Origin of the sequence: Lentilactobacillus parakefiri (assembly GCF_002157585.1) — a bacterium.
GTDB classification, from domain to species: Bacteria; Bacillota; Bacilli; order Lactobacillales; family Lactobacillaceae; genus Lentilactobacillus; species Lentilactobacillus parakefiri.
This window is the reverse complement of the sequence record NZ_BDGB01000039.1, coordinates 445-13,897: the sequence shown is the minus strand read 5'-3', so window position 1 is coordinate 13,897 and position 13,453 is coordinate 445. Positions and strand designations below refer to the sequence as shown.

Below are 13,453 nucleotides of genomic sequence, written 5' to 3'. Positions count from 1 at the left end.
ACCTCGTTCAATCGATAACCCGTTAGCATCAGTTGCGTCGCCAATTAGGCTAGGCAGGCTTTCAGCCGGCCGTCGGAGCATAGTTCAAAAGCAGAAGGTAGCTGGAGATAATAGAAAAACAAGCCGATGTACCCGTAGTGTATATGAGACAGCCAATGATGAATGGGGGGTTATTCATCGTTGGCTGTCTTTCTTTGTGTAGCAGGGGTCGGGGGCGTCGCCGAGTAAGCTAGGCAGACTCCCGTCGGCCGTCGGAACGTATTTTAAAGGCAGAAGAGAGCTGATAATAACTCTCTACCGATATTATCGATTGAATGGAAACCTGATAAACGATTATTCTTGGTCGTCATTCAACAGCGGCTTTCCATCAGCATCCACTAATACCGTCACACCTCCACCTGTAGAAACACCACCGCCACCAATGTTGAGGTACTGAACACCCGTCTGCCGATCAGTAATGACGCTGACAAGATTCCCAGAATCAGTGCTTTCCAACTTGGTTGAAGTAAAACGCTTCTTGGCCTTTTGATTTCCAAACATAATCATTATTCCTCCTTGATATCCTTCATTAACAATCACTATTTAAGTTTATTGTATCAAGTGACCACGTGGTCAGGCAATGCCCCAAGTCTTGGCAAATGTTACAGCCGCATTAAATCAACTCAGTTAATCATTTTTTCTCAAAAGTGGCTAGATAATTCCTGATAAAACCTGTAGTATGAAAAAGTTGTGCTTTTCAGAAATTAATAAAGGGGATGAGAAATCAATGAAAACATTCAAGTTTCAAAGCTTTGTTTTAGTTCTTATTGCATTTGTATTGGGGTTCAGTGAATTCCTAATTGTCGGGATCCTGGATGATTTGAGCCACCAGTTCCACGTGTCTGTGGCAACGGTCGGCTATTTGGTGACCGCATTTGCGATTGTGTATGCCATTAGTACGCCGTTTATTACGATCTTGATTGGTCGATTTAATTTATTTTGGGATTTAATGGTCGCAATGGCCGTTTTTACGGTTGGCAATATTTTGAGCTTTTTGGCGCCTAACTTTTTGATGTTGGCGGTGTCTCGGGTTGTCACTGCCATGGTAGCCGGCGTTTCAATCTCACTTGGGTTGACCTTTGCGGGGTACGTTGCCCCAATGCCTAAACGTGGCTGGCGGTTATCTTGGGTGTTTTCGGGGTTCTCAATCGCTTCAGTGGTCGGCGTCCCTCTTGGAACCTGGATTTCAACCCAATTTGGCTGGCGGATATCTTTTCTGACAGTTATCGTTATTTCATTATTGACGATGATTATGATTTTGATGAGTCTACCAAAGGACTTCAGGCAAAAAAAGAGTACCATTTCCGGGCAGTTGGCCTTGCTGGGCAACCACCGAATTCAACTCGGGATGTTGCTGCCGATGTTTAATTTAGCGACAATCTATGTCTTCTATACTTATTTACGGCCAATTATCACCAAGCAGCTCCACTTTTCGGTGTCAATGCTGACAATTTTGTTATCCGTATTTGGAATTGCCAACATTATTGGCAACCGTGCCAGTGGCCGCTTGAGCGAGGGTGCGGGACTAAAGGGGATGCCGTTTGTTTATCTCGCCCAGTTCATCTTAATGATGCTGATGCCATTTGTTTTTAACTTCAGCTGGCCCGGGGCACTTTTATTGACGTTGGTTATTTTTACCATGCCATTAATCAATTCACCCATCCAACTTTTCTTTCTCCAAATTGCCGAACGGGACTATCCACAGTCCATTGTGTTGGCTTCATCGTTGAATTCAATTTTTTCAAACTTCGGAATTGCCTTGGGATCAGCAACCGGCGGAGTGATTGTCAGTAACCTCAGCCTTGATGGTGTTGGCCCGGGTGGGGCAGTTTATGCGGTTATCGCATTGGGACTGGTATTATGGCTGAATCATTTGACTGCGAAAGGGCTTTCATCTCACTCTGCTAACCTGTAAAATATGATTGAATACAAAAAATTTGGTGGGTAAGAATATGAATGGATTTATCGGTGAATTATTTGGAACGTACGTGTTGATTGTGCTGGGAACCGGTGCTTGTGCCGGGGCCAATCTCCAACACACTTATGCAAAGGGATCTAATTGGACATTTATTAGTGTTGCCTGGGGGATGGCGGTGACGATGGGGGTCTATGTGGCGTCGTCGCTGGGGTCGCTTGGACATTTGAATCCAGCCGTCACCATCCCTTATGCCATTTTTGGCCTCTTCCCATGGAACCAGGTGATGCCGTATTTATTGGGGCAATTTCTCGGCGCATTTCTCGGCGCTGCCACCATCATGATGATCTTTTATCCACATTTTAAAACCACGACACCTGAAAATGGCAACACTGTCGGCATTTTTGCGACCCGTCCCGCCATTTATTCACCAGTTGCCAATTATCTATCCGAAGTCGTAGCAACCTTTGTGTTTGTCTTTGCGCTGTTAAATTTGGGTGATTTCTCCCAGGGGCTAAAACCCTTTGTCGTTGGCCTGTTAATTATGGTTGTCGGACTGGGTGTCGGAACAACGACCGGCTTTGCTTTGAATCCGGCTCGTGATTGGGGACCGCGATTTGCCTACTCCGTGATTCCGGTTCCCAATCGTGGTAGTGGTGAGTGGTATTACTCATGGGTACCAATGTTTGGCCCGCTAACCGGTGGTATTATTGCGGCCGGACTCCAAGTTATGGTTAAATAGACAGTATCAATTATTCTTGGAGGTATCTATGGACCGCGTAGGATTAAAATTAGAAGCTAAACGGTTAATTAACAGCCACTTTCCGTTTTTTATTGTCTTGTTTTTGCCAGCAGTGCTTATTCAGTTAGGCTACTCGGTGGCTTATTCCATGAACCCACTGCATCAGGCTGATATGAACCGGGCTTTTAATCAGATTGCCCAAGGGACGGCGCACTTTGGCAGCAATGAAGTACTCAACTTGTGGGGCATTTCGACGGTGATTTCGATCGTTTCCGGACTCCTACTATCTGGGATGATGTTTGTCTGTATCGATATTCTTCGACGCAAAAGTTCCTTTGACCAGCCGGTGACCAAGTCGTTTACCATTTTGAACCGCGGCCAATACTTCATTGGCGCGATCATGATTGGCATCATTACCACCGTCTTGACGCTGTTGTGGTCAGTATTGTTGGTTATCCCGGGGATCATCAAGGGCTTTGCCTATTCCCAAGCATTGAATATTTACCGGGATTCGGTCGATGCCGGCAAGCCGATCGGCTATCTGGAAGCAATCACTCGGAGCCGAAAAATGATGGTTAGCCACAAGATGGATTACTTCATCATGGAATTGAGCTTCATCGGTTGGTACATTTTGAACGCGTTCACTTATGGCATTTTACTGGTGTGGCTGCAACCGTATTATCAATTGTCGTTTGCCAGCTTTTACGTTAAAATCGCGCAAACTGAACAATGAAAAATCCTCATCATTCCAACGATGGAAATGGTGAGGATTTTTAATATGGTTATTCATGATGCCCGTAAAAGTGAGAAACTGTGATGAATCATGCCACAACTCAGGTTTAATCACCCAGCGCTTGGGTCAAATCATTTGCTAAATCTTCTGGATTTTCCAATCCTGTCGATAGCCGTAATAATTCGTCGGTAATGCCGAGTTTCAGGCGATCTTCCTTTGCCATATCACTGTGAGTCTGTAAGGAGGGGATGGTCAGCAAACTTTCAACACCGCCAAGGCTCTCCGCAAATGAAATAATTTTAAGGTGTTTAAACAGTCGGTCAACTTGATCCATATTTTGCAGATAAAAGCTGATCATCCCGCCGACACCGGGATACAGAACCTTCTGGACTTGAGGCAGCTTTTTCAAACACGCTGCGACATATTTAGCGTTGCTGGTGTGGCGTTCCATGCGGACAGCCAGGGTTTTAAGGCTTCGTAGCAGTAGCCAGGAATCAAAGGGATCCAAGGTCACACCGGTGGTATTGAAATTAAATTCAAGTTCGCTGGCAATTTCTTCCGATTAGCGTCATGAATGAGATTGGCAACTTTTTGAATATCAATAATTTTCATCGTTGAATTCGAGGGAGTCTCCAGCCAGACTGCTCTGGTCTTGGCCGTGACCAGTTCACTTAGTTTTTCATAATCTTTGCCGTTCCACTTGCTGAATTTAACACCATAATGGTCGGCCAAGTAATCAAAGTAGCGAAATGAGCCGCCATACAAATCATTCGAGGTGATAATTTCGTCACCAGATTTAAATAATGAAAAGACTAATTGAATTGCAGCCATTCCAGAACTCACCGCAAAGGCATTGGCACCGCCCTCTAAGTCGGCTAACGTCTTTTGAAGGACACTTCTGGTTGGCGTTGACAAGCGTGAATAAGAATACTGTTTGTGGGGATCAAAAGTTTCCGCATCTTCTAAGTCACGGTGCCGGAAATTTGACGTGAGATAGATTGGGGTTGAAACGGAATGATACTGGTCATGGTTGTCCCGATTGCCAGCTTGTGCGAGTAAGGTGTCAATATCGATTAATTTGTCAGACATATGCTCATTCTCCTTTAAGTCATTTCATTAAAAATAGCCTTCATCCTAAACGAAGCGCGTTAACGCTGTTCAGGGTGAAGGCTGTTTCACTTTACCACCTGGCTTCACTGAGATTTCACAACCTTAGCCTCATTAAGTACGCCATGCTGATACATGGGATACTCGGCAAAGTAACGCTTGCTGACGTCGAGTTAGCCAACCCAAATGTACTGGGTGACCGATTCGGAGTTCAGAGATCATCTTCACATTTTTAATCAGTCTTCTCTCACCAGTCGAAGCTCTCTTTATCAGATTAAAAACGCTACTCTTCTCATCAACACTTAAGATAATTAAAATTGATATAATTGTAGAATAGTTTGACGCAAAGGTCAATGACCTATCTAAAATTTATGGTATATTATTTCACAATCTTACCATTTTTATGATTAATTAGAAGCTGGATGGTTAAGTAAATGTAAATGGTCAGCCAAAACAAATCCTTTATTTACATGGTCTGGATGGTGATTAGAAGGTGAAAATGAATTTAAGCTTTTTTCGTTGAGCCTATTTACATATTTTTCACAAGGTGTTAGTATGAAATCGGTTTAAGAATATGAATAATCATTGGAGGAAGAACTCATGAAAGAAAATTTTGATTTTTTAATGCCAAGTGTGAACTTTTTTGGCAAAGGGGTTATTAAAAAGATTGGTGATCGTGCCAAAATGCTGCATATGACCAAACCGTTGATCGTTACCGATAAGTTTCTTCGTGGAATGGACAATGGTCCGGTCGCTCAAACATTGGATTCACTGGACGCTGCTGGTGTTTCATACGTGATCTTTGACGGTGTTGAGCCTAATCCTAAGATTCGTAACATTCAAGCTGCCAAGCAAGTATACCTGGACAATGACTGTGACAGTATTATTACCGTTGGTGGCGGTTCATCACACGATTGTGGTAAAGGAACCGGCATTATTTTGACTAACGGTGACGACATTACCAAACTGGCCGGCATTGAAACCTTGGAGAACCCATTGCCACCACTGATGGCTGTCAACACAACTGCCGGGACCGCTTCAGAACTGACCCGTCACTGTGTGATTACCAACGAAAAGACTAAGTTGAAGTTCGTTGTCGTTTCTTGGCGTAACATTCCGCTGGTTTCATTTAATGATCCAATGCTTGAGTTGGACGTGCCAGCCGCAATGACCGCAGCGACTGGAATGGATACATTCGTTCAATCAATTGAACCTTATGTTTCAACCAACCGTAACGAGATCACTGACGGACAGTGTATTGAAGCAATCAAATTATGTGAGGAAAGTTTGCGGGAAGCCGTTGCTAACGGTCATAATCTTGAAGCTCGAACCAAGATGGTCGAAGCTGAAATGTTAGGCGGGATGGCCTTCAACAATGCCGACCTTGGCTACGTCCATGCAATGGCCCATCAACTAGGCGGCCAGTATGATGCGCCTCATGGTGTCTGCTGTGCAATGTTGCTGCCGATTGTTGAAGAGTATAACTTAGTCGCATGTCCAGAAAGATTTGCTGAATTGGCAAAAGCAATGGGCGAAAACACGGATGGTTTGTCCACTCGTGATGCAGCAGAACTTGCGATCAAGGCAATGCGTCAAATGGCCGATGATGTCCACATTCCACGCAGTATCAAGGCAATTGGTGCTAAACCAGAAGACTTTGAATTGATGGCTGAGAATGCTTTAAAGGACGGTAACGCCTTCTCCAACCCACGAAAAGGGACTAAAGAAGAAATCGTTCAATTGTTCCAGAAAGCTTATGATATGAAATAGAGCAGAGCGCGACGAGACCCGGGTGGCCCCAGAGCACAAGGCGGAAAATTTAGTAGCGAACGGTATTTGTTCGCTACTAAATTTTTTGTCTTGTGTGGCAGGAGTCAGGGTCGTCGGAGCGTATTTGCAAAGCAGAAGGGAGCGCAAAAGAGGATAACAAGTGTGCCCCCCCCGAACGAGACCCGGGGGCCTCACCAAGTAGGCCAAGCCGTTTTCATACGGCGGTCGGAACGTGTTATTCAAGGCAGCAGGGAGCTCAAAATAACATAACAAACGCGCTGCAACAAAACCCGGGTAACGTCCATAAGAAGCCCCAAGGATTAATAGCTGTCAGTTGATACCCTGAAGCTTCTTTTTCCGACAAAAGAGTCGTCCTTCGCGCACAATCCAAAAACCTTCCAACAATCTTCACACTTTCTTCACAACTTGTTGAACACATTAAGATAAAATTATGGTGTAGATAAGATATTACCCAAAAGAACCATGATCAATTTTCAATATTGGAGGGTGTTTATGATGAAAAAATTTGATCTGGCTGATGCCGTATTGTTGCTACTTATTCCGTTGACGATGATCGGATTCTCCGCTAGTATCCATACCCATGATCACGATATTTCCAACACCAAAGCGGCTCAGGTTAACAAGATTGGTGAAAATATTGACACTGAATATTCTGGTAATTCCGACTTAAATAAAGGCCATATCAGGCCGCTGTATTTTCAGCCATCGCGCGTTTTTAGTGTGAAATATCGGACAGTTAACTTTAAAACTGTTTTGGATGAAGATTACCGTGAGGAAAAGTTGTATCGTTATGTTCCGGGGGCTAAGAAGAACAATCGCACGTATCGTTGGTCGACCATTAAAGCTCGTTCAGGCAAACGCGTCTTCGTTGATAAGAAAGCCAAAGCCTATTATCGAGATGATGATGGTGAACGGGAAAGTGAAGATTTTTATCGGATTCGAATTTCTGCGAACAAGAAAGCAGCCCGTTATTGGGTCAATGAAGATGCGATTGATGACTAGCATTCAAATCACATGAATGAGTCACTGGGATCGGCTGTACCATCATTTTAAAAATTAAATCAATGGGGCTGGGACAAAAATAAGTATCGTCTCACCCGTACTTTATTATGTCGGATGTTCAATTAGCAGAAACGTGGGAATTAAAGCAGTTTCCGGCCATATAAGCCAGCCATCCAAATATCCAAACCCAGGATATTCGGATGGCTGGCTTATATTCTGGAAACTAACCGCTTTAAGTTCCACTCTCATTTTATTTGGTTTATCAGTTATTTGGTTGTCAATTATGGTAGATTATAGGTAACAAAATCGTTCATCGTGGAGGTGCAATTTGAAGATATTAGTAACTGGTGGTGCCGGTTTCATCGGGTCAAATTTTATCCATTATTTGCTTAAAAATCATCCAACTGACCAGGTCATCAATTTTGATGCCTTGACTTACGCTGGTAACTTGGCACATTTGGTGGATGTTCAAAATGATCCCCGCTACCACTTTGTGCAGGGGAACATTGCTGATCAACAGGCTGTTGAACGCGTCGTTTCTGATTATCAGGTTGATTCAATCGTCAATTTTGCCGCCGAATCCCACGTTGATCGCTCAATCCTCGATCCTGACGCGTTTGTCCGCAGTAACTTTGTCGGTGTCAGCACGTTACTGAATGTGGTGAAGCAACTGGGGATTAAAAAGTTTGTCCAAATTTCTACAGATGAGGTGTACGGCAGCTCACGGGATGGAGAGCCGTTCACTGAAACCGCGCATCTTAATCCGAGTTCTCCGTATTCTGCGACTAAAGCGGGTGCCGACCTGTTGGTGCTTTCATATTACAAAACGTATGGCATGAACGTCTCAATTACGCGATCTGCCAATAATTATGGCCTGTTTCAATTTCCCGAAAAATTAATTCCTTTGATGGTCACCAATGGACTTCAAGGGAAATCATTGCCAATTTATGGAGACGGCCACAATGTCCGTGACTGGCTGCACGTGCGCGATAATTGTCGGGCAATTGATGCCGTCTTACGCCAAGGTCGGCCGGGTGGGATATATAACATTGCGGCTCATCATTATGAAGAGAATCGTCAAATAGTTCAAAAAATTATTAATCGGTTGGGGTTGCCTCAGTCGATAATCCAGCACGTTTCCGATCGGCCAGCTAATGATCAGTGCTATTCAATCAATGACGAATTAATTCGCCATGAACTGGGCTGGCAGCCGATGGTTGATTTTGATCACGGGATCGCGCAAACTGTTGATTGGTACGTGGCACACGAAAAGTGGTGGCGGCCTTTATTAGCCGCCGTCCACAACAGATAATGGGGTGGCATAATGAAAATTGGATTTATTGGTACTGGTGTGATGGGTACCGGGATGATTAAGAATTTGCTCAAGGCAGGTTATGCGGTTGACGTCTATAACCGCACTAAGGAACATGCGAGTGGTGCGCTTAATGCGGGGGCGTACTGGTTGGATACACCAGCAGCTGTGACTCAGGACAGCGACGTTGTCATCACTATTGTTGGATTCCCCAGTGACGTTGAGGAAGTGTATTTTGGCGATAACGGGATTCTTAGCGTTGCCCATTCCGGCCAAACATTGATTGACATGACAACCAGTTCGCCAAGTCTGGCAAAGAAAATCACTGAAGCCGGGGCCACCAACAACATTGGCGTCCTCGATGCGCCGGTTTCCGGCGGTGACGTTGGCGCCGCTACGGGAACCTTGACCATTATGGTAGGTGGTTCTGAGACGATCTTTGAAAAAGTGAAGCCGGTACTATCGGCAATGGGCAGCACGATTACCCGATTTGGGGAGGCCGGCCAGGGTCAAAATGCTAAAATGGCCAATCAAATCATGGTTGCCGGGACGATGACCGGGATGATTGAATCACTTGAGTATGCCAAACATGCCGGCATTGACCTACCACAGATGATTGCCACTATCAACGGTGGGGCTGCGGCTAACTGGAGTATGACCAATTATGGCCCACGGATACTCCAAGGTGATTTTCAGCCCGGCTTTGCTGCCAAACATTTTTTGAAAGATCTGCGGATTGCATTGGATTCTGCCGATGAGATGAAACTTGATCTGCCGGCAACCAAAGTCGCCCGGGATCTTTATCAGAAGATGACTGACGAATTGCATCTGGGTGATCTTGGCACCCAAGGTCTACTGAAAGTGTATGAGCAGTCATAATACCTATCCAAACAAGTTTAGATTAATCATGGTAGACAAACAGGCAGTCGCTCCCAAATTGAGAGCGACTGCCTGTTTGATTGACAAGTCTTACTTATTTTTGCTGATTTTTACGTTCTCTTCTGTTTTGGTTGGCGGAAACCAGGTTGATAATAACTGAAACCAACAAACAGATTCCGGCCAAAATGACCAAACCAATTTTAACGTCGTCTGGAAATGATGACTTTTGAATAAAGAATGCTAATCCGATTGAAATCACGAGGGCAGCATCTGCCACGATCAGTTTCGGCGAAAATCCCATTGTACTCACACCTTTCAAAAGCATTATAACAAATTGGCCGGCGTTTTCACGGTTATTTGAAAAATTTGTGTGGCGGGTCAAAGTTGATATAATAAGATTATAAATGAAGGTTAGGTGACGATCATGGCAGAATTGGAAGGTAACGATGCGTTCATTGATACAAACAAATTAATATTTGGTATTGGCCAGGTACAACAGATTACCGGGGTGTCCGGTAGACAACTGCGTTATTGGGAAGAGCAGGGATATATTCAATCCATCAGCCAAAAAAAGGGTGCCGCAAGAGAGTATTCGATGCACACCCTATTCTTTATCTTTCACGTCACTCGATTTCTGCGCAGCGGTTTTACCCTTCAGGCAGCTGTGGACAGAGCTAAAAAATTTGACCGTCAATTGCCGGTTCTTCGCGAATTTCTGCGTTCCCAACTGAAAGGCGTTGACTTTGATAAAGATCAAAGTGTTCTTGATTTTGGCTACGTCGATTCTTCGCATACTCAGCGGATTTATGGCGTCGTTAAGGATGGTGAAACATTTTTCCGAATTGAAAACGTTGACTAAGTCCCCACGACTCAGGGGAGCTCTGGATTTTTCCGGGGCTTTTTATTTTGGTGCAGAACGCCTCGCGGACAGATAGTTCACGTCAATCGTCTTCGTTATCGAACTTTTTATACAAGCCAATGATGGTCTTATCTGTTAATTCAACGGGTTTGCCATCGAGTGTCACGTCAACAATTTTGTAATAATCCTCCAGATCCGGCACTTCCAAACGCTGATTGGCCAGAAAATCGGCTGCAGACTTGTATTCAATTGACTCGGTACCGCCACCATTTTCGTATTTAATTTTTAACATGATGCCACTTTCTTTCTATAAAGATTAATCTTCTTATACAGCCTAATTTTAGATGGTCCATTTTTGAAATACAACTAACTGCCTTTGTGAAATTTCTGTGAAGAATGTTTGCTTTTTTTGAGACTTTAAATTCGACGGTAAATTTGGGCCATGATATATTATTGATGAGGGGATGGCTGTCAATAACATCCTATAAATTTAACATTATAATGACGACGTTTAATTAGGGGGAATTGAATGTTGAAGTTTAAGCATATTTTTGTTATTGTGTTAACCACGTTGATCTTGGTGATTGGGTTCTCAGCTTTTGGCGGTCAGTCGACTTCAGCTCAAACCATCAAGTTTACCAGCGCGATGCATACCAGCAAAAATCTGACTTACAACGGCACAATCAAGTACTATGTCAAAGCAGATGCGAAAAAATATGCACCTGAAATAACCTATGCAACTCAAAAATGGAATAAGGCGCTAGGCAAAAAAGTTTTTCAACGCACCAATTCAATCAGCCGTTCCCGATTGGTCTTCACCGGAACTAATAAGCTCAACCGAAATTATGCGGGGGTAGCAGAAATTAATAGTGGCGTGATTGCTTTGAACAACTCATGGATGAGTCGATACAATCAACAAAAACGCCGTGCGGTGGTCATTCATGAGCTTGGTCACACATTTGGAACCAAGGATTTGTACAATTATCCAAATGGGACGCTTCGAAGTTTATTCAAGCGGCAGACAATCATGGGCGGCAATTATGCCACCAGTATTAAATCGTTTGATGCCAAATTAGCAAAATGGACGCTCCAAAAGACCAGGAGCATGTCTCAAACCGAGTTTCACCACTACCGTTCAAATCAGGGACTATACTACCAGCAAATGCTTAACGGACAGCTTTAATTTCTGGTGAGAGACCATTGACAAGCGATTGTCCAAACACTATGATTAACCTATTGTTTGATAGACGTTGATGCAGTTCGGTAGTCGATTAATTTGAGAAGTCAGAAACTCAGCGGTAGATGTGAGCTGAGCGGTTAATCGACGAACTTACAGCTGCTGAGTCTTGTATGTTAGACGGATCATCTCGTTACCGATGAATTGAGTGGTTGTCGTTTTTCGACAATAACTTGGGTGGTAACGCGGAAAACTTTTCGTCCCTGACAATTAATTTTGTCAGGGACTTTTTTATTTAGGAGGAATTATTTGATGAACATTTTGGAAGATTTGAAATGGCGCGGTGCGATTAATCAAGAAACTGATCATGATGGCTTGAATGAACTGGTTAATCAAAAGTCAGTGGGGATTTACGTCGGAATTGATCCAACGGGTGACAGTATGCATATTGGTCATTTGATTCCCTTTATGATTTTGAAACGGTTCCAGTTGGCTGGTCATCATCCAGTGATCGTCATTGGTGGTGGAACCGGATCAATTGGGGACCCCAGTGGTAAGAAGTCTGAACGGGTGTTGCAAACGATGGACCAAGTTCGCCATAACCAGGATGCGTTGACGGCACAGATGGAAAAACTGTTTGGTCAGGATGGCAAATTTGAGATTGTTAACAACTATGATTGGCTGTCTAAATTATCGCTGTTGGATTTCCTTCGTGATTACGGTAAATTGTTTAACGTTAACACGATGCTTAATAAGGAAATTGTGGCTAGTCGATTAGAAGTTGGAATCTCGTTTACTGAATTTACGTATCAGATTTTGCAGTCAATTGATTTTCTTCATCTGTATCGTCACAACGACGTTCAAATTCAGTTGGGAGGGGCCGATCAGTGGGGTAACATTACCTCCGGAACCGATCTGATTCACCGAGTTGAAGGCCAAGATGCCAAAGTCTTTGGATTGACCATTCCTCTTTTACTTAAATCTGATGGGACAAAGTTTGGTAAATCGGAAGGCGGCAATGTTTGGCTCGATCCTGAAAAAACGTCACCATATGAATTTTACCAATTTTGGATTAATCAAGATGATAACGATGTTATCAAATACCTTAAGTATTTTACTTTCCTCTCACAAGATGAGATTGCTGAATTAGAAAAGAAGGTCCAAACTCAACCTGAAAAGCGTGAGGCTCAGCGTAAGTTAGCCGAAGAAGTGACAGAATTTGTTCATGGAAAAGAAGCGGTTAAGCAAGCTGAACATATCACTACGGCATTATTCTCAGGTAACGTGGCTGATTTGACGACAGCAGAAATTGAACAAGGATTCAAGAATATGCCATCAGTCGAGGTTTCCTCAGAACCATTAAACATTGTTCAGTGGCTGGTAGATGCAACCAAGATTGAAAAATCACGCCGTCAGGCAAGAGAAGACATTACCAATGGCGCAATCAGAATTAACGGTGAACGAATTGAAGATGTTGATTACGAGATTAATCCGGCGAATAAGTTTGATGGCAAATTTGTCATTGTCCGTCGTGGTAAAAAGAAGTACTTTTTAGCAAGAGTTAAATAGAAGTAAAGACAGATCGCGTGATGATCTGTCTTTTTTTAGTTGACAATGTTCATCAAAGCCGGTATATTATTTAGTGCGGCTTTTGCAAGAATGACTTCTTCGCAGAGTTACAAATTTTAAAAAGTCATTGACACACATTGCGCGTCATGATAATATTAAATAGTTGTCAAAAGCGAGCAACAAGCGCTTCCGACAACCAAGTAGACCTTTGAAAACTGAACAAAATTTTCGACAAACAAATGTGCAGGGCGTTTCAATTTTTCGGAATTGAAACCAAACATTTGCGAAGTCAATTCGTAAAACAAATAATAAATTTTAAATCATGAGC

Annotated in this window: 15 protein-coding genes, 1 rRNA gene and 1 other annotated feature (1 of these 17 cut by a window edge); of the genes, 11 read left to right on the top strand and 5 right to left on the bottom strand. The window is 43.4% G+C overall.

Annotated features, from left to right (window positions below):
* Nucleotides 1-333: 333 nt before the first annotated feature.
* Nucleotides 334-540 carry a DUF6440 family protein gene (locus LPKJCM_RS03165; RefSeq protein WP_057961691.1) on the bottom strand — a complete coding sequence of 69 codons (207 nt, stop codon included), beginning with the start codon at nt 538-540 and terminating at the stop codon, nt 334-336.
* Nucleotides 541-766: 226 nt separating this feature from the next.
* Between LPKJCM_RS03165 and LPKJCM_RS03160 the strand changes: the two genes are divergently transcribed.
* From LPKJCM_RS03160 to LPKJCM_RS03150, 3 genes are read left to right on the top strand one after another with little or no spacing between them, the layout of a single operon-like run.
* On the top strand, nt 767-1,954 hold the full coding sequence (locus LPKJCM_RS03160; RefSeq protein ID WP_057961692.1) for an MFS transporter: 1,188 nt from the start codon (nt 767-769) through the stop codon (nt 1,952-1,954).
* 37 nt (nt 1,955-1,991) lie between these two features.
* The gene (locus LPKJCM_RS03155) at nt 1,992-2,696 is read left to right on the top strand and encodes an MIP/aquaporin family protein (protein WP_057961693.1); all 705 of its coding nucleotides are present in this window, start codon (nt 1,992-1,994) and stop codon (nt 2,694-2,696) included.
* A gap of 28 nt (nt 2,697-2,724) precedes the next feature.
* A complete protein-coding gene (locus LPKJCM_RS03150) occupies nt 2,725-3,429 on the top strand; it encodes a DUF975 family protein (protein ID WP_057961694.1) in 705 nt (234 codons plus the stop codon).
* A 106-nt stretch (nt 3,430-3,535) separates the two neighbouring features.
* Here LPKJCM_RS03150 and LPKJCM_RS14035 read toward each other — a convergent pair whose 3' ends face one another.
* Entirely contained in the window at nt 3,536-3,943 is a 408-nt protein-coding gene (locus LPKJCM_RS14035) for a PLP-dependent transferase (RefSeq protein ID WP_404819213.1), read from the bottom strand.
* A complete protein-coding gene (locus LPKJCM_RS14030) occupies nt 3,940-4,518 on the bottom strand; it encodes a PLP-dependent transferase (protein WP_420844024.1) in 579 nt (192 codons plus the stop codon). Before LPKJCM_RS14030 ends, LPKJCM_RS14035 begins: the two co-directional genes overlap by 4 nt.
* A gap of 618 nt (nt 4,519-5,136) precedes the next feature.
* Here LPKJCM_RS14030 and LPKJCM_RS03140 point away from each other — a divergent pair.
* From LPKJCM_RS03140 to LPKJCM_RS03125, 4 genes are all read left to right on the top strand, one after another.
* Entirely contained in the window at nt 5,137-6,306 is a 1,170-nt protein-coding gene (locus LPKJCM_RS03140; protein WP_057961695.1) for an iron-containing alcohol dehydrogenase, read from the top strand.
* Nucleotides 6,307-6,822: 516 nt separating this feature from the next.
* Entirely contained in the window at nt 6,823-7,329 is a 507-nt protein-coding gene (locus LPKJCM_RS03135; protein WP_057961705.1) for a hypothetical protein, read from the top strand.
* Between the two features lie 328 nt (nt 7,330-7,657).
* Nucleotides 7,658-8,641 carry a dTDP-glucose 4,6-dehydratase gene (gene rfbB / locus LPKJCM_RS03130; RefSeq protein WP_057961696.1) on the top strand — a complete coding sequence of 328 codons (984 nt, stop codon included), beginning with the start codon at nt 7,658-7,660 and terminating at the stop codon, nt 8,639-8,641.
* Between the two features lie 12 nt (nt 8,642-8,653).
* Nucleotides 8,654-9,520 carry an NAD(P)-dependent oxidoreductase gene (locus tag LPKJCM_RS03125; RefSeq protein ID WP_057961697.1) on the top strand — a complete coding sequence of 289 codons (867 nt, stop codon included), beginning with the start codon at nt 8,654-8,656 and terminating at the stop codon, nt 9,518-9,520.
* Between the two features lie 94 nt (nt 9,521-9,614).
* On the opposite strand, the gene LPKJCM_RS03120 is transcribed toward LPKJCM_RS03125, so the two are convergent.
* Complete coding sequence (locus LPKJCM_RS03120) at nt 9,615-9,821, bottom strand: hypothetical protein (protein ID WP_057961698.1); 207 nt, start codon at nt 9,819-9,821, stop codon at nt 9,615-9,617.
* Between the two features lie 123 nt (nt 9,822-9,944).
* Between LPKJCM_RS03120 and LPKJCM_RS03115 the strand changes: the two genes are divergently transcribed.
* On the top strand, nt 9,945-10,379 hold the full coding sequence (locus LPKJCM_RS03115) for a MerR family transcriptional regulator (RefSeq protein WP_057961699.1): 435 nt from the start codon (nt 9,945-9,947) through the stop codon (nt 10,377-10,379).
* Between the two features lie 82 nt (nt 10,380-10,461).
* Here LPKJCM_RS03115 and LPKJCM_RS03110 read toward each other — a convergent pair whose 3' ends face one another.
* Complete coding sequence (locus LPKJCM_RS03110) at nt 10,462-10,671, bottom strand: DUF4649 family protein (protein WP_057961700.1); 210 nt, start codon at nt 10,669-10,671, stop codon at nt 10,462-10,464.
* 237 nt (nt 10,672-10,908) lie between these two features.
* Here LPKJCM_RS03110 and LPKJCM_RS03105 point away from each other — a divergent pair, with 237 nt between their 5' ends.
* The 3 genes from LPKJCM_RS03105 to LPKJCM_RS03095 all read left to right on the top strand — a co-directional run.
* A complete protein-coding gene (locus LPKJCM_RS03105; RefSeq protein WP_057961701.1) occupies nt 10,909-11,562 on the top strand; it encodes a snapalysin family zinc-dependent metalloprotease in 654 nt (217 codons plus the stop codon).
* A 58-nt stretch (nt 11,563-11,620) separates the two neighbouring features.
* Nucleotides 11,621-11,824 (top strand) — a binding site (T-box leader).
* A 44-nt stretch (nt 11,825-11,868) separates the two neighbouring features.
* Complete coding sequence (gene tyrS, locus LPKJCM_RS03100; RefSeq protein ID WP_057961702.1) at nt 11,869-13,125, top strand: tyrosine--tRNA ligase; 1,257 nt, start codon at nt 11,869-11,871, stop codon at nt 13,123-13,125.
* Nucleotides 13,126-13,441: 316 nt separating this feature from the next.
* Nucleotides 13,442-13,453: ribosomal RNA gene (locus LPKJCM_RS03095) — 16S ribosomal RNA — on the top strand; its annotated part runs 444 nt beyond the window's last position; the annotation flags it as partial.